The organism is Chryseobacterium indoltheticum, assembly GCF_003815915.1.
GTDB lineage: Bacteria > Bacteroidota > Bacteroidia > Flavobacteriales > Weeksellaceae > Chryseobacterium > Chryseobacterium indoltheticum.
In genome coordinates, this window is the sequence record NZ_CP033929.1 from 538,516 (window position 1) to 556,134 (window position 17,619).

At 34.1% G+C, this 17,619-nt stretch carries 14 protein-coding genes; 6 read left to right on the forward strand and 8 right to left on the reverse strand.

The genetic code is table 11. The features are described 5' to 3' along the window. Positions 1-49: 49 nt before the first annotated feature. On the reverse strand, positions 50-550 hold the full coding sequence (locus EG358_RS02575; protein WP_076561322.1) for a M15 family metallopeptidase: 501 nt from the start codon (positions 548-550) through the stop codon (positions 50-52). Positions 551-946: 396 nt separating this feature from the next. Then, entirely contained in the window at positions 947-1,708 is a 762-nt protein-coding gene (locus EG358_RS02580; RefSeq protein WP_076561323.1) for an XRE family transcriptional regulator, read from the reverse strand. A 61-nt stretch (positions 1,709-1,769) separates the two neighbouring features. Here EG358_RS02580 and dinB point away from each other — a divergent pair, with 61 nt between their 5' ends. Next, complete coding sequence (dinB, locus tag EG358_RS02585) at positions 1,770-2,918, forward strand: DNA polymerase IV (RefSeq protein ID WP_076561324.1); 1,149 nt, start codon at positions 1,770-1,772, stop codon at positions 2,916-2,918. A 16-nt stretch (positions 2,919-2,934) separates the two neighbouring features. After that, complete coding sequence (locus EG358_RS02590) at positions 2,935-6,003, forward strand: DNA polymerase III subunit alpha (RefSeq protein WP_076561344.1); 3,069 nt, start codon at positions 2,935-2,937, stop codon at positions 6,001-6,003. Here EG358_RS02590 and EG358_RS02595 read toward each other — a convergent pair whose 3' ends face one another. Next, positions 6,004-6,618, reverse strand: a complete 615-nt coding sequence (locus EG358_RS02595; protein WP_076561325.1) for a YdeI/OmpD-associated family protein — start codon at positions 6,616-6,618, stop codon at positions 6,004-6,006. Between the two features lie 152 nt (positions 6,619-6,770). Continuing rightward, on the reverse strand, positions 6,771-7,904 hold the full coding sequence (locus EG358_RS02600) for a serine hydrolase domain-containing protein (protein ID WP_076561326.1): 1,134 nt from the start codon (positions 7,902-7,904) through the stop codon (positions 6,771-6,773). Positions 7,905-7,999: 95 nt separating this feature from the next. On the opposite strand from EG358_RS02600, the gene EG358_RS02605 reads away from it, so the two are divergent. Then, positions 8,000-9,301 carry a M48 family metallopeptidase gene (locus tag EG358_RS02605; protein WP_115596443.1) on the forward strand — a complete coding sequence of 434 codons (1,302 nt, stop codon included), beginning with the start codon at positions 8,000-8,002 and terminating at the stop codon, positions 9,299-9,301. A gap of 24 nt (positions 9,302-9,325) precedes the next feature. On the opposite strand, the gene EG358_RS02610 is transcribed toward EG358_RS02605, so the two are convergent. The 3 genes from EG358_RS02610 to EG358_RS02620 form a co-directional block, all read right to left on the reverse strand. Beyond that, entirely contained in the window at positions 9,326-10,849 is a 1,524-nt protein-coding gene (locus EG358_RS02610) for a hypothetical protein (RefSeq protein WP_076561328.1), read from the reverse strand. Between the two features lie 85 nt (positions 10,850-10,934). Next, on the reverse strand, positions 10,935-12,476 hold the full coding sequence (locus tag EG358_RS02615; protein WP_076561329.1) for a glycine--tRNA ligase: 1,542 nt from the start codon (positions 12,474-12,476) through the stop codon (positions 10,935-10,937). Positions 12,477-12,573: 97 nt separating this feature from the next. Then, a complete protein-coding gene (locus EG358_RS02620; protein ID WP_076561330.1) occupies positions 12,574-13,086 on the reverse strand; it encodes a hypothetical protein in 513 nt (170 codons plus the stop codon). Positions 13,087-13,454: 368 nt separating this feature from the next. Between EG358_RS02620 and EG358_RS02625 the strand changes: the two genes are divergently transcribed. The 3 genes from EG358_RS02625 (at position 13,455) to EG358_RS02635 (ending at position 16,726) form a co-directional block, all read left to right on the forward strand. Further along, the gene (locus EG358_RS02625; protein ID WP_228422008.1) at positions 13,455-14,261 is read left to right on the forward strand and encodes a transposase; all 807 of its coding nucleotides are present in this window, start codon (positions 13,455-13,457) and stop codon (positions 14,259-14,261) included. A 400-nt stretch (positions 14,262-14,661) separates the two neighbouring features. After that, on the forward strand, positions 14,662-15,357 hold the full coding sequence (locus EG358_RS02630; protein WP_076557153.1) for a pseudouridine synthase: 696 nt from the start codon (positions 14,662-14,664) through the stop codon (positions 15,355-15,357). Positions 15,358-15,688: 331 nt separating this feature from the next. Beyond that, positions 15,689-16,726, forward strand: a complete 1,038-nt coding sequence (locus tag EG358_RS02635) for a quinone-dependent dihydroorotate dehydrogenase (protein WP_076557155.1) — start codon at positions 15,689-15,691, stop codon at positions 16,724-16,726. Here the strand turns inward: EG358_RS02635 and EG358_RS02640 are convergent, their stop codons facing one another. Next, positions 16,727-17,614, reverse strand: a complete 888-nt coding sequence (locus EG358_RS02640) for a hypothetical protein (protein WP_076557157.1) — start codon at positions 17,612-17,614, stop codon at positions 16,727-16,729. Positions 17,615-17,619: the final 5 nt, after the last annotated feature.

The following is a 17,619-nucleotide window of genomic DNA, read 5'->3' on the forward strand; positions in this document are numbered from 1 at the left end:
TATTATAAAGAAATTATACTAACACGCCAAAACTCGACGTATAAAAACTTTAAAAAATAACATAATTTTCTTCATCCCTCTTCAGCTTGGCGAGAGATCTCCAGGTCGTTTTTACCAAACCTTTTTTAGTTGGAAAATTTTTCTTTTCAAAGTGCGGAAGGTCTTTAAAGGTTTTCCAGTTTCCGCCCCAATCCCAGCCGTGCTTTGCGAAAATTTTAACACATTCGTACCAGTCGGCAACTCGATCATTATCCCAGTCTTTTACAGTATCCCAACTTGCTGTTTTTCTGTCAATAATCAAACAGATATCAACGGCTAATCCGTAATTGTGAATACTTTGTCCGGCTTTGGCGTTCGTTACTTTTTTGCCGTTTGTGATTCTTCCGATCGCATACAATTTTTCCTGTTCTTCAAAACTTCTTAACCCTTGAGTAATTCTGATTTTTGCTTTTCCGGTTAATGCTTCATCACATTCTTTAATGATTTGTTTTACTTCCTCTCTCACAGATGGATGTAGTTTTTCTATTCTCTGTAAAGTAATTTTATCCATGGTTTTTTTAATTTCTTAGGAAAAACAAATATAAAACCGAGATGCGACAAAACTTGACGTTTGTGTAAATATTTAAAACATTGATTTTTAATTGATTATATAGATTATTGGAAATTTAATTAAAATGATTAATCTGTCTTAAAAATGATTGTTTGATCTTTAAGAATGAATATTTTTCATGTAAATGATGATAAAAAAAGAGCACAAATAAAAAAGGATTAACTATTATTAATCCAAATGAAGCAGATGTGAAAATGAAAGAATATTTCTTTATTTATTCGTAATCAGTAATACGATTTTACACAAGAAGTAATGTAACAAGAGAAGAGACCTTTCTGACTTTTTAAATCAAAGTATTTCATTTATTGTTGCTGAATAGTTTTTAAAATTAAGAATTTACAGCTTACTGTTCAATACTTTAATGTCTTTTCTTAATTCCTGTATTATTTGGTGAAGATCGACTTCATTTGAGTAACCAAGATTATAATCTTTGGGCAAAATTCCGTTAATATACTTCCATATTTCTAAGATATTTTCGGAAGCAATATCATAAGGTTCATAAAAAGAATTGTCGGCAGAAACGGTAATTGTATTTCCTTTTTTCTCAACAAAGGTTTTAAACGTAATGCCTTCTAGTGTAACAAATATATATTTATTTCCTTTTTTTAGATCCTCAAGTTTTTCCACATATTCACCTATAACTTTAGTTTTATCAACAAAAGGCGGCATCGAATCTCCGTCAGCCACAAACGCTCTATATTTACCATGCCCTAAGAAAGGCAGCGACATCCGAGAAAGACCTTCAATATATTCTGGATCACTAAAGCCTTTTAAATAGCCCATTGAAGCTGTTTGAGTTACAATTTCGATATAATTATTTCCTTGTTGATCGACAATGATCGGCAAGATAATTCTGTTATTTGGAAGATTAATCATTTCTTCTAACGGGTACTTTCCAATGTCGACAGTGAGCAAAAGATCTATGCTGATGTTAAAATATTTTGACATTTTAATTAAAATATCCGGTCCAGGTTGAATTCTTCCGCTTTCGTATGCAGCATATGCCGAACGAGTAATAATTAATTTGGCGGCCAACTCTGCTTGACTAATTTTTTTCTTCCCTCTTAAAAGCCTGATGTTATCTGCAAAAAATGACATTGTTTCAATTTGTAACAACAAATATATAGATTTTGTTTCAAATTGTATCTAATTTTGTAACGTGAACCGATCAATTGTACATATGGATTTGGATGCGTTTTTCGTATCGTGCGAAAGGCGTCAGAATAGGGAGCTCAAAGATATTCCGCTTATCATAGGCGGCGGCGACCGTGGAGTTGTTGCATCATGTTCTTATGAAGCAAGAAAGTTCGGCGTGCGTTCTGCAATGCCTATTCGGATGGCATTAAGGCTTTGCCCCGATGCGAAAGTCATTAAAGGAGATTACGAATTGTACTCTCAATTATCGCATACCGTTACAGAAATCATTCAGGAAAAGGTTCCGGTAATGGAAAAAGCAAGCATTGATGAATTTTATCTGGATCTTTCCGGGATGGATAAGTTTTTTGGATGTTTTCAGTGGACGCAGGAAATAGTTTCGGCGGTTACCAAAGAAACAGGGCTTCCTATAAGTTTTGCATTATCAGGTAATAAAACAGTTTCGAAAATAGGAACGGGAGAATCGAAACCCGAAGGAAACCGCCACATTATAGAGTCGGAAGTAAGACCATTTCTAAATCCATTATCGGTAAAAAAAATTCCGATGGTGGGTGATAAAACCTTTCAGCTACTTTCAAGAATAGGCATCCGCACTATTCATACTTTATCCGAAATGCCGGTTTTGGTTCTTCAGCAGATGATTGGGGCAAATGGTAAAGAGCTCTGGAAAAAAGCAAATGGCATTGATGAAAATCCGGTAATTCCTTATTCCGAAAAGAAGTCAATTTCTACAGAAAAAACGTTTGCTGTTGATACAATTGATGTTCATGAGCTCAAAAGAATTCTGAGCGGTATGGCAGAAAAGTTAGCTTATCAACTCAGACAGGAACAATGGCTTACTTCAACGGTTGTCGTGAAGATTCGGTACGCCAATTTCGATACGGAAACAAAACAGATGAGAATTGCCTATAATTCGGCAGATCATACGTTATCAAGGGTTGCGCTGGAGCTTTTCAATAAATTATATACCCGTAGAATGAGAATCAGGCTCATTGGGTTGCGATTTACGGATCTCGTTCATGGCAATCATCAAATGAACTTGTTTGAAGATACAGAAGAGCAAATGAGTCTGTATCAAACGATGGATTATCTGAAAAATCGATTTGGAGCCGATGCGGTAGGAAGAGCTGTCGGTTTTGATTTTGGTAAATAAAATTAAACTTTTCATCATGTTTTTAAATTGTCATTCTTTTCACAGCCTCCGTTATGGAACTTTAAAAATTAAAGAATTGGTAGCACAAGCTAAATGCTCGGGAGCTAAGAATTTGGTTTTAACCGATATCAATACCGTTACAGCAATTTATGACTTCAAAAAAGAATGCGAAAATGAAGGAATAAAGCCTCTTGCCGGTATGGAAATCAGAAAAGAAAATAGGCTTTTATACATTGCAATTGCCAAAGAATTTTCGGGGATTGGTGAGGTTAACAAAATGATTACTGCCCACAACTGCGATGGGGAAGTGCTTTCTGAAACGGCTCCGGGATTTAAAAAGGTATTTATTATTTATCCGATCGATAATATTCCGTCGATACTTAAAGAAAACGAATTTATAGGAATCCGGGAGGAAGATTTGAGCCTTTTGGTGCGTCCTGAATTTCATAAGCTGATTCCGAAAATGGTAATTCTTCATCCGATCACATTCAGTACAAAAAAAGAATATAACCTGCACAGAATTTTAAGGGCAATTGATAACAATACCATTCTGTCAAAACTTACCGAAGAAGATATTTGCCGAAAATCGGAATACTTTAAACCTGAAAAAGACATTATAAAATCATTTCAGCAATATCCCGAAATTATTAAAAATACAAAGAATATTCTTGATGAGTGTACTTTTGAATTTGATTATAAAGAACGTGGAAGCACCGAAAACAAAAACAAAAAATATTATAAAGAATCTCAGGAAGAAGATATAAAGCTTTTGACCAAATTGGCTTATGAAGGCTTTAAAAAAAGATATGGTGAAAACGAAACTGCCCGGATGAGAGTAGAAAAAGAGTTAAACGTTATTGAGGAACTCAAATTTTCTGCCTATTTTCTTATCACTTGGGACATCGTTCAGTACAGCAACAAAATGGGATTTATGCATGTAGGACGAGGAAGCGGGGCCAATAGTATTGTGAGCTACTGTTTGGGGATCACAGATATTTGCCCGTTGGAACTTGATCTCTATTTTGAACGGTTTTTAAATCTTAACCGTACTTCTCCACCCGATTTTGATCTCGACTGGAGCTGGCAAAATCGCGATGCCATTCTTGAGTATGTTTTTAAACTTTACGGAAAGGATCACGTCGCTTTCTGTGGAACCAATGTTAAATTTAAGTATAAATCGATTTTCCGGGAAGTAGGAAAGGTGTTTGGTTTGCCTAAAGAAGAGCTAGACGATCTTTCCGGAAGTCCGATAGAAAATCACGACAGAAATTCTGTTGTAAAACTGGTTCATGAATACGGAAAATTGATGGAAAAATTTCCTAACCAGAGAAGTATGCACGCTTGTGGAATTTTGATTTCTGAAGAGCCTATTTATAACTATTCAGCACTCGAGATGCCGCCAAAAGGATTTCCTATCGTTCAGTTTGACATGAATGTAGCAGAAGATATAGGGCTTGAAAAATTTGATATCCTTTCTCAAAGAGGGCTCGGAACTATTAATGATACGGTAAAGCTCATCAAAAAAACGAGAGGGATTGACGTTGATATTCGTGATGCCTCAATCTCGAAAGATGAAAAAATTTGCAATGAATATCTGTCTGTCGGCAAAACAATCGGCTGTTTTTACATAGAATCTCCTGCCATGCGAGGCTTGTTGAGAAGACTTAAATGTGATAATTATAAAATTCTGGTGGCTGCTTCCTCTATCATCAGACCGGGAGTTGCCCAAAGCGGTATGATGCGGGAATATATTTTCAGGCACAATCACCCCAATCAGTTTGAATATTTCCATCCGGTATTTGAAGAAAATCTGAAAGAAACCTACGGAATCATGGTGTATCAGGAGGATGTAATTAAAATAGCACAGTATTTTGGCGGTCTTAGCCATGCCGATGGTGATATTCTGAGACGTGCCATGAGCGGAAAAGAAAGATCTATTCAAAAGCTGAATGAAGTAAAAGCCAATTTTTTTAAATCTTGTATGGAAGAACAAGGGCATTCTCATGAGCTTACTGCAGAAGCGTTCAGGCAAATAGAATCTTTTGCGGGATATTCTTTCTGTAAAGCGCACTCGGCTTCTTATGCGGTAGAAAGCTATCAAAGCTTATATTTAAAAGTGTATTATCCTTTAGAATTTATGGTTTCGGTGATCAATAATCAGGGTGGTTTTTACCGTACAGAGGTTTATATTCATGAAGCAAGAATGTCGGGAGCAATTGTGCAGAGTCCCTGTGTGAATACAAGTGAATTTCAAACAATTTTAAAAGGAAAAGAAATTTATCTGGGATTCATGGTTTTGCAGTCACTCGAGACGAAAATTGCCCAGATTATTTCTGAAGAACGGGAAAATAATGGAGACTATAAATCTTTGGAAGACTTTATCAGGCGTATTCCGATCGGTATTGAAACCATTCAGATTCTTATTTTCATTGGCGCTTTTAGATTTACAGGAAAACAGAAAAATGAATTGCTGGTAGAAGCGAGATTGATGTTGATTAATTTTAAACCTGAAAACCGAAACTTAATGCTTATTGAAGAGCCCGTGCAGGATTACAAGCTTCCTGAGCTCAAAAGAGAATACTTTGAAGACGCCTTTGATGAATTGGAGATTATTGGATTTCCCGTTTCCTGCAGTCCGTTTGATTTGTTAGAAACAAAATACAGAGGTTCTGTATTTGTAAAAGATTTGTTGAAATTTCACAAAAGACAGGTAAAAATGTTGGCCTATCTTATTTCAAGAAAACATGTTCCCACCAAAAAAGGAGCGATGTTTTTCGGAACGTGGATTGACGTCAACGGAGATTATTTCGATACCGCTCATTTTCCGGATAGTCTGAAAGAGTATGATTTTCAGGGCGGCGGATGTTATCTTCTGTTGGGAACTGTGGAGGTAGATTATCATTTTCCGACGCTTACAATTCATAAAATGGCAAAAATGCCGATGATTCCTGACCCGCGTTACGCTTATGACGAGCAGAAAAGGTATGATGCACATCGTCTGGTTCGCGAAGATGTAAGCATGACTTCAAGAAAGCCGTATCCACAAGCACATGAGATTGGTTTGCCAAGACAGAAATTTAGTTAATTACTTCTTTTTCTCATACTTCCAGTTTCTGCCTTTTCCTTCTGATATCCATTCCATGGCTTGTTCCATTCGCTTGTTTCTGGTTGTTTCAGTTTTTGCGTCAATAATCCAATTGATATATTCTTTTCTGAACGAAGGTGATGCTTTTTCAAAAATATCTAAAGCTTTTTTGTTTTCTTTTAATGCTTTTTGAAAATAATCAGGAATTGCAATTTCGGTTTTAGAAGGAGCTGCTTTTTTCAATGTAACGCCCATGTCGGTTAATTCCATTGCCTCAAGAATAATTTTCTTAAGCTGAGGTTTCGTAGGAAGATCTTCGAGTTTGGTGATTTTTCCTAAGCTGAACATGTTGGTTTTCTCTACGTCCGTTTCAAGATTTTTTATCGTCTGCATTTCACCGTGCAGCCAAAATCCCATGCTGCAATATTGTTTAAATGAAACCATTGAACAAAGAATTTTTCCTTTGTACATAAACGTCGGAAATTTCCATTTGATCGTTTCTTCTGCAGCGGGGCAACATTCGTGAACAATATCTCGAATGTAATTTAAAATTGGCTTGGCAAAATCAGCTGATTTCTCAATATATTCATCAACCAAAGGATTATATTTTATCATAATTCAATTTAAAAATGAAATTTTAAAGATTTAGTTTAAGAAATCTGAGTTAGTATCAAGCTAAATAAAAATCTTTGACATTTCTTTAATTTTATCAACTTAATTGATCGGTTAAAAAAAAATATTTTCAACCTCAATCTTAGTCTCAACCTTTAAGCAAAATGCTTAACCGTTTCATTCACCAAAAATTTTACCTGATCTGGTCTTCCTCGGTCGGTTTTTGGTAAATTGTTGTAGCTTCCGGTTCTTACAATCACCATTTTATGTTCCGGAATCATAATGATATATTGACCTTGAAGACCCAGGAAATAATAATGTTTAATAGGATTGTCATTATTAATCCAGAAACCCATGCCGTAGATCTCATCAGACTTTTCGGTGGGCGTTCTCATCTGTTCGATAAAATCTAAATTCAGGATTTGTTGATCACCAACTTTTCCATCGTCTAAAAATAATTGTCCAAGTTTTGCAAAATCCCTTGAATTGGAGTGAATACAGCAATATGTTTTTTCCATTTCGCTTTCATCAACGCTCCAATCTGCGTTTTGTTCCATTCCCAACGGAATCCAGAATTTTTCAGATAAATAACTTGATAAAGATTGGTTAACGGCTTTTTTTACGGCAAATCCTAAAAGTTGGGTAGAGCCGCTTTGGTATTCAAATCTTTCACCCGGTTTTCCCTTAAATCTTCTTGAAAAAGTTGCTTTTATCAAGCTTCTTCCGTAATACGCTCGAGCGTTTGGAAGAAAAGGATTTTTGTAATTTTCATCCCAATTTAAACCAGATTCCATCTGAGCCAGATGTTTTAAAGTTAAATCTTTACCGAAAGGTTTATTTTTAAATTCATCATAAAATTCAGAAAATTTTTGGTCAACATTATTAATTTTTCCTTCTTCCAAAGCTTTTCCAAAAAGCATAACCGTTACTGCTTTTGCCATAGAAAAAGAATTGGTTTTTGAAAGCTCGTTATAACCGTTCCAATATTGTTCGTGCAATAATTTCCCGTCTTTTATCACCAAAAATGATGCGGTATTCGATTGAGTTAAATTATCGACTATATTTTTAGGTAAATCTTTTTTGTTGTAATCAGGATGTTCATCCCACAGAACAGGATTCGTTGTATGAATGATATTGCTGGTGAAAAATTTGCCGTCATCAATATTGGCGCTTGATTTTCCACGAAGATAGGTTTTAGAAATTCCGCTGAAGAGATAAGCATATCCGAAAATATAGAATAAAATCGCTACCGTAATTAGAAACAGGGAAATGTAAAAAAGAATAATCATAAGAATTTGGTCTTAAACAAATTTAGAATAATTTTAAAAAGAAAATTATAAATGTACTGTCAAATGAATTATTTTTGTTTTAATTGATGAAAAATATGATTAAAATTTATATCACTTTATTGTTGTTTTTGTTTTCTACAAATGTTTTTGCACAGGTTCACAAACCTATTGATACAGCAGATTATCTGAAAAGAAAAGACTTTTTGAAAAAATTTTCAACGAGTAATGAACTTTTAATTAAAGATCTTAAAGCTAAATATTCAGGTAAAACAGAAAAGGAATTATCTAAAATTTATAAAGAATTTGGAGAAGATTTTGAAAAGCAGGTTGCCAATAAAGATTTTATCTTCACTTCAATATTTGATGAAAAGGCAAAAAACCTGATTGATAACCTCCGAAAAAACAATCCGAAAATACCGAAAGACCTTAAAATACTGATTGCAAAAGACAACACGCCTAATGCTTTTTGCCTTGCAGACGGAACTTTTGTAATCAATATGGGGCTTTTTAATTGGCTGGATAATGATGATCAGATCGCAGCTATTATTTCCCATGAGTTGGGGCATAATATAGAGCGGCATTCTCTGAAAATTTTTCTTGATATTATTGAACAAGATCAGCTGGATAAAATTACGGTACAAAACATAAAATCTTCTGCGGAAAACAAAAATAAGAAGGCATTTGATATTCTTAAAAACAGAGTTTATAAAAAAGGGGCGGAAAGAAGAAATAACGAAATGCAGGCAGATTCTTTAGGATATACAATTTTTAAAAACAGCGATTTTACGAAAACTGAATATGTCAACGCATTGCAAAAGTTGAAAGATTTTGATACAATTTCACCCAGAAAGCTGAAGATGGAAACTTATAAAAAGTATTTTAATCTTCCCAAGCAGGCTTTTCAAGAAAAATGGATGAAAAAAGAAGATTTTTCTCTATACAATTACAATCATTATAAAGAAAAGCTAAACAAAGATTCTTTATCTTCTCATCCGGAAATGACTCTCCGAATACAAAAGCTGAAACAAACATTCCCCGAACTAAAAGCAGATTTGCAATCCCAAAAACCTACAGAAGATTTTCTTTTAACAGAAAAAACTGCAAGGATGGAAATCCTCCCCAATTTTTATCATTCTGAAGATTACGGATTGGGTATTTATGCTTCTTTGCAGTTTTTACAGGATAATGAAGAAGAACAGCATTATAGAAAATGGCTCGGAAAATGTTTTGCTAAAATCTATGAAGCAAGGAAAAGCTATAATTTAAACCGATATTTGGATCGGGTTGAGCCCAAAGATCAAAGTGAAAGTTACCGACAATTTTTAAGCTTTATGTGGAATTTGAGTTTAGAAGAAATTAAAAATATTGCAGAATATTATAATACAAAAGAATCCTGATGCGGAATAGAACAGGATTTCTTTTTAGTAATTAAGTCTTTCGAGGCGAATTTTATTAAACTTTTCTTTTTGATTGTATTCCTGCAGAAGAATATATCCTTCTTTCCCGACGTATGGTATCACGGCGTAAGAATCTTTCTCCGAAATAGGAACGATTTCTTGCTTGAAATTTCCGTTGATAAGTGTGTTTATAAATAGTTTCCAGCTTTTCTGTTTCGTTTCTTTATCTTTTTGATAATCCCTGAAAAAGAAGACAACATCATTGCCGTCATTGAGATATTGAGAAAACAAATAATCGCTTGTGGACAAAGATTTTTCCTTGTCAAAGATTTTTGCACCTTTTACTTTAAAATCTTTATCGGTAAATACATAAACTAAATCTGTCGTTTTACCGGCACCGGTGTTAAAATCTAACTTATATTTTTCCAGAAGAATTCCTACACTGCCGTCTTTCAGGAAAAAAACGTCTCGCGGCTGAAGATGATAACTCTTTTCAACATATCCTAATTTATCTATTTTTGGAATGTATGATGATAAATCTGGTATGTAATTTATCTTTTTTGTGTCGATCTCAAATGTATTTTTATCAATAATTAGTCTCGCAAAGCCTACACCCAATTTATTTTCATAATTACGGCCGAGAATTACTATTTTGTCGTCAAAAGTTTTGTCGTTATCCAAGTTTCTTGTGACAGAAGAAAAACTTGTAATATTATCCAAAGTATCGTCGGAAAGTCCTGTAATGGCTTTTGCAGCAATTTCTTTTCCTGTTTGCATGTCTAAAACAAGAAGGCTGAATGATTTTGTGTCCGAATTTTTTTTCTCAAGAATAAAATAAATATATTTTTCATTTTTGTCTATAAGATTGATTTTTTCGCTGTTTTTCTTATCGCCGCTTGTATTGTATTTGTATCTCCAGATTTCATTTTTATTGTTATCAAATTTAATCAGGGCGTTGTTGCTTACATATTTGCCGTAATCGTTGAATTCAAGAGCAAGAAATCCGCCTTCCTTGATTTCAAAAACGGTAGAATAATAGTTGTAGCCTTTTTCTTTTTTTTCTTCTTTGTTTTCCTTTCTGGCTTCTTTCCAGTTTTTTGGTTGATTAATCTCTTTAAAAACGCCATTATCATAATCATAATAGGTTTTTTGCTGAATTGTATTTGTTGCGAGATCAATTTCCATAGAACGTGGAGTGAAAAGCTCCTTCATTTTTACCATAGAATAGTCTAAAGAACTCGGGCGCAAAATGACTTTTTTTCGAAAATCAATATAACCTAGATATCCTCCTGCCGTCACATCGCCTTCAAATTCTTTATTCGCAATAGGGTTGAGGTTTTTATCTAAAATTACATATTCGAATTTTTTTGAATGATCTCCCAATTTCCCGTAAGAATATAAAGAAACATATCCGTAAAGATTATCCTTCTCATCAAACAAAGCATTCATTCCTAAATGCTCGCCGGAAGCCAATGAAGCCAAATCCTGAGTTTGAGAATAATATAAAGTCTGTATTAAGCCAAAGGTCAGCAATAAAATTTTTTTCATGATTAAATTTTCTCAAAAATAGAAAAAATTTTATCTGATTATAAAAAAAATCACAAAGCCCTGAATATTTTTCAAGGCTTTGTGATTATATCTTAGAAAGTAAATTTCTGAAGTTTGTTTTCTCGTCGATAATTCGTCTCAACTCAGAAACAGGAACTCTTTCCTGCTGCATCGTGTCTCTGTCTCTTATCGTCACGGTATGATCTATTAGAGAATCATGATCGATGGTGATACAGTAAGGTGTTCCAATTGCATCCTGTCTTCTGTAGCGTTTTCCGATCGCATCTTTTTCTTCGTAGAATAAGTTGAAATCATATTTCAGATCATTAAAGATATTTTCAGCATATTCGGCTAAACCATCTCTTTTCATTAGTGGAAGAATTGCTGCTTTTACTGGTGCTAAAGCCGGTGGAAGAGATAAAACTGTTCTTTCTGAACCGTCTTCCAAAACTTCATCTTTTAAGCAAGTTGAGAAAATAGAAAGGAATAATCTGTCAAGACCAACCGAAGTTTCTACTACATAAGGAACGTAGTTTTCATTTCTTTCAGGATCAAAAAACTGAAGCTTTCTTCCTGAATGCTTTTCATGCGCTTTCAAGTCGAAATCTGTTCTTGAATGAATTCCTTCCAATTCTTTAAATCCAAATGGGAAATTAAACTCAATATCAGCTGCAGCATTAGCATAATGCGCTAATTTCTCATGATCGTGGAATCTGTAATTGTCATTTCCTAAACCTAAAGCCAAATGCCAGTTTAGACGTTTTGTTTTCCATTGTTCGTAGAATTCAAGTTCAGTTCCCGGAGCAACGAAGAATTGCATTTCCATTTGTTCAAATTCACGCATTCTGAAAATAAACTGTCTTGCAACAATCTCGTTTCTAAATGCTTTTCCGATTTGAGCAATACCGAAAGGAAGTCTGTGGCGTGAAGTTTTCTGTACATTCAGGAAATTAACGAAAATACCTTGCGCGGTTTCTGGTCTCAAATAAAGATCCATCGCAGAATCTGCAGAAGCTCCCAATTTAGTTCCAAACATTAGGTTGAATTGCCTTACTTCCGTCCAGTTTTTAGAACCAGTATCGGGATCGGCAATTTCCAACTCTTCAATTAAAGCTTTTACATCAGCAAGATCTTCATTTTCTAAAGATTTAGCTAATCTTGAAAGAATAGCTTCTCTCTTTGCTCTGTATTCTAAAATTTTAGGATTGGTCGCTTCAAACTGTGCTTTATCGAAAGACTCACCGAATCTTTTCGCAGCTTTTTCGATTTCCTTATTTTCTTTATCTTCAATTTTCAAACAATAATCTTCCACCAAAACATCTGCTCTGAAACGTTTTTTAGAATCTTTATTGTCGATCAAAGGATCATTAAATGCATCAACGTGGCCTGAAGCTTTCCAAATAGTCGGGTGCATCAGAATCGCCGAATCAATACCCACAATATTTTCGTTCAGCTGTACCATCGCTTTCCACCAGTATTGTTTGATATTGTTTTTTAATTCTGCACCATTCTGTCCATAATCATAAACAGCGGATAAACCGTCATAGATCTCACTTGAAGGGAAAATAAAACCATATTCTTTAGCGTGAGAAATCACTTTCTTGAAAACATCTTCTTGCTTTGCCATAATTTTTTTACGTCTGAACTGCAAAAATATGAAAATGGAATCCAAAATCAGGGAATTCAATAAAAAAAGCAGTTAAAAAACTGCTTTTCAATATTTTTTAGAAATTATAACTTAATCCGACTCCGTTTCCGCGGATATCTAATCTGTATGACGTGGTTTTTGATGCTTCATTAGAATCTGCTTCATTTTGAGTTTTAATTGCTTTTTTAAGGTTTTTTCCACTGCTTACTGCAAATGGAATTCCAATTCCGACTGCTCCCAAGCCGAGTCCTATAAATCCCCAACCGCCAGCTTCTTTCTTCTTAATAGTGGCACCATTGTAATACACGGTTTTATTCCGTGTAACTTCTTTTACCAATCCATAACCGATTAACCCGCCACCGATGGCTGCGAAAATCTGAGAAACCGTACTATTGGTGTTTGCTTTTTTCATGTAATTCAAAGCTTCAGTATTGGTAAAAACCTTCTTGTATTCTGAGAATTTAAATTTTTGGTCGCCTTTAATAAAAAATTCCCGGTTAGATTTCCCCAACGTCAGAGAATCAGAATTCTGAGCAAAAGAAATTAATGGGATAATGCTTAAAATTAGCGAAAATAATAGTTTTTTCATATTTGTAAATTTTCACTAAAATAAGAAATAAAGCTTTTTGAGCAGCATTTAATATGTTAAAATTTTTAGGAGCCGGGAACCTGCTTTCCGCTATATCTTTTTCGCCTCCGCTTTTAATCCCTCGCAAGAAAAAGGATGCCGCTCCAATGGTAAGTTTGCATTAGTAAATGTACTTTAATAAATTAGTTAAAAAATTAACCTAAAGATAAAAGCAGCAGGATAAAGGCAGACGCTTCACTGATACTTAGATATCGTCCCCGATTTTATTCCCCTGCTGCTGTTTTCTTCCAAATCCGGATAGAACGTTGTTTAGCCATAACTTTTACCATGGTGGATCAGAAGAAAACTTCTTTAAAAAAGAATTTTGTATGTCAAAAATATCAAAAAAAGTAATTGGAGTAGATGTCGGAGCGAAGTTTTTAACAGTAAGCTTTAATGATTTTGAAAACAGAGATCAGGTTTTTAATATAGAAAATACCCAGCGCTCTATTTTGTCATTTCTAAAGAAACTGCGGATAGAAGATTATTGTTTTGTCATTGAGGCCACAGGAAATTACAGCAGTCGTATTTTACATTTATCCTTAGTTCAGGGCTTTGAATCAAGTCTGATAAACTGTATGTCTGTTAAGCATTTTGCAAGGATGAAAAACATCATCAGCAAGACAGATGCTGAAGATGCCAAGCTGATCAGGCTTTACGGAGAGATGTTTAAACCTGATATTTATACTTCTAAAAGTGTTGATATTGAACATCTTGATCAGGAACTAAAGCTTCTCAATGATTTGGAGGAAGAAAAAAGGAGATATGGAGTGAAGTTAAAATCTCTTCGCTATAATGCTCAGATTAATCCAAACACAGAAAAACATTATGAAAGAAGATTACAACAATTAGAAAAAGAGATTAAAGAAGTTATAAGCCGTCTCCCTGGGCTCCAGGATGAAGAGTTTAAGGAAACAAAAGCATTACTACAAAGTGTATCTGGCATTGGTGAAAAGACATCTCTTCAACTGATGACGGCTACTTCAGGATTTAAAAACTTTAATTCAGCAAAATCATTATCTAAATATTTTGGCTTGGCACCCCGTATTTATCAATCGGGAAAGAAATCATATTCCCCGGGAAAATGCAGAACCTCAAAGAATCATATCAGGGGCTTGTTATATGTTTGTTCGTGACGGCAATTAAGCATAACAAACAATGTAAAGAGTTTTATGAAAGACTTCTTTCTCAGGGGAAACCTAAAAAATTAGCTTTAATTGCAGTATGTAACAAGCTACTGAGAATATGTTTTGGAGTGGTAAAAAATAAAATCAATTATCAACCAGATTATCAAAAAAACTTTAAAATTTTAACCTGAATAATTTGCATAGTAACATAGAACATCAGGGCTATGAACAAAAGTACTTTTATAAATATACCAACCTCATAGGTTTCAAAAACCTCTGAGGTTTAGCAATAATCACAAAAGGCAGCCACAAAATTTTTTTATCTGCACTATGACAAAACCCGTTAGGTTTACATTTCCGCGTCATCAAAATACATTAAAACTCAGTCAGAATTCTCTACTTTTGTCCCATGTTAGAAATTCTTTATCGCGACGAAAATCTTATTGCCATCAATAAACCAAGCGGATTATTGGTTCACAAATCTTTCTATTCCGGAGAAGCAGATACGTATGCGATTCAGGAACTGAGAAAACAGATTGGGCAAAAAGTGTATCCTGTGCATCGTTTAGATCGAAAAACTTCGGGTGTTTTGCTGTTTACTTTAGATAAGGAAACTTTAAGAAGCATGAGTGAACAGTTTGCGACAAGACAGGTCGAAAAAAAGTATATCGCAATTCTACGAGGCTGGGCGAAAGATGAAGAAACGATTGACTATGATTTGATCAACGAAAACGAAGTCAAACAAAATGCAGTTACTTATTATCAACGTTTGCAGACTTCGGAAATAGATTTGCCATTTTTAAAGCATCAAACTTCGAGATATTGTTTGGTCGAGGCAATTCCGAAAACAGGAAGATTTCATCAGCTGAGAAAACATTTTAAACATATTTTACATCCTATTTTAGGCTGTCGTAAACATGGTTGCAACAAGCAAAATAAATTGTGGCTTCAAACATTTGGGATCAACAAAATGACGCTTCACGCCCATCAATTGATTTTTAATCATCCTGTTTCTAATGAAAGAATTACGGTAAATGCTACAATAGATGATGAATTCAAAAGAGTAGGAGATATTTTAAGTTTTGACTTGAGTTTGTATAGTTGATTTTTTAAACGCAAAGATTTATTTAGCATACTTCTCATTTTTAGAGGCAAAGGCAAATAAATTTGCTTCGCGAAGCGTGAACTTGAGCTTCATCAAATCGACTTGTCGATTACTCTTTGCTCCTTAAAATTCTATATTAAGAATATAAATCTTTGCGTCAAAAAAACTCTCGCAGATTTAGACAATTAAGCAGATTTTAAATTCCTTGTGCTCATTCGTGAAATTATTGATTTAAAAATTAATTGCAACAATCGTCCTCATTTAAATAAAATATCACACATCAAGAATTCATTCAATTTAAAATGATTATTTTTGTAAAACTTTTTTTTCAATGTACAAATCGCTCATTCGCCCGATTCTTTTTAAATTCGATCCTGAAGAAGTGCACCATTTTACTTTTTCAATGCTGAAAAATTTTGGTTTTCTTACCAAATTATTTTTACCAAAACCAATTGTAGACAAACGTCTTGAAAGAGAAGTTTTCGGACTGAAATTCAAAAATCCGGTAGGTTTAGCAGCAGGTTTCGATAAAAATGCTGTTTTGTTTAATGAGTTGGGAGATCTAGGTTTCGGATTTGTAGAAATAGGAACGGTAACGCCAAAAGCTCAAGCCGGAAATCCTAAGAAAAGATTGTTTCGTTTAATTGAAGATGGCGGAATTATCAATAGAATGGGCTTCAACAATGACGGACTTGAAGCTGCCATCCAAAAACTGAAAGGCAATAAAGGAAAAATCATCATCGGCGGAAACATCGGAAAAAATACCAACACAACGCCTGAAAATTATACCCAAGATTATCTAGACTGTTTCGAAGGTCTGCATCCTTACGTAGATTATTTTGTACTGAATGTAAGTTGTCCCAACGTTGGAAGTCATGCGAAGCTGGAAGATGTAGAATATCTGAGAGAATTGATTACAGCCGTGAAGGAAATCAATCAAACTAAAGTAAATCCAAAACCGATTCTTTTGAAAATTGCTCCGGATTTAAATAATCAACAATTAGACGAAATTATCGAATTGATTGCAGAAACAAAAATCGACGGAATTGTGGTTTCAAATACATCAGTCAACAGAGAAGGTTTAAAAACTTCACCTGAAGTTTTAGCAGAAATCAGAAACGGTGGTTTAAGCGGAAAACCGATTCGTGAGCGTAGTACAAAAATGATCAAATATCTTTCAGATAAAAGTAACAGAGAGTTTCCAATTATCGGAGTTGGCGGAATTCACTCGGCAAAAGATGCGATTGAAAAACTGGATGCCGGAGCAAGTTTGGTTCAGCTGTACACCGGATTTATTTATGAAGGTCCACAGTTGATCAATGATATTAATCAGGAACTTTTAACGAGAGCGGGAAGAATTTCGAGATAGTTATTTTGATTTTACAACTGTAGCATTTTTCATATCAACAGTTAAAATATAAGCAGGAGAATTCGTCGTTTTATCGAAATTGAATTGTAAGACTTTTGAATTTTTATTTTTTGTGATTTTAGTAGAATAAATATTTTCTCTACAGCTTTCTATCAGAAAATCTTCATAGTTTTTGAAATTCCAATTGTTGGTGAAATTGAGAATTCTGTAACCTTTTTCGCCGTCACTTGCACCGCACATTCCACAAAAATTAAAATTGGATACTTCTTCAAAATAGAGCAAAACCCTGTTTCCGGATTTGTCTGATGCATACGAAATCAATTTGTTTCCTCCTGCAGGGTTCAGGAGATCATAAGTGTTTATTTTTTTATTATTGGGGAGAATAAGGTAATTATTAAACCTGTAAATTCTACTGTCTTTTGTAAATAATTCAGCAGGATACACTTTATTTTCAATGTAGAAATTTCCAGAGATATTTTTCTTATTCGAATAATCCGATTGTAGAATTATTATTTCTTTTGGCTTCAAAACCTTTGCGATGCTGTCTGTTTTTGCGACTAATTGAAGGTTGGTAATATTTTCATGTAAAAATTTTGAGCTTTTATTTTGTTGATTACCAAAATTATAAAGGTATAAATTGGCTAAATCGTAAACTCCTGTCAAAGGTATTTTCTTTTTGTATTTAACATAATAATACCATCCTTTCACAAAATGTTGATACTGGTGACAATCAACTATCCCATCAAAATGTAATTCCATTGTAATTGCATTTCCTCCAATTTCCCCTTTGAAAGTTTGAGATGAATCGGTAACATTTTTCAGCTCAATTTTTTGACAATAAGTAAAGATGAATTTAAAGAAAAGTAAGAAAATAAGAATTTTTTTCATGAATT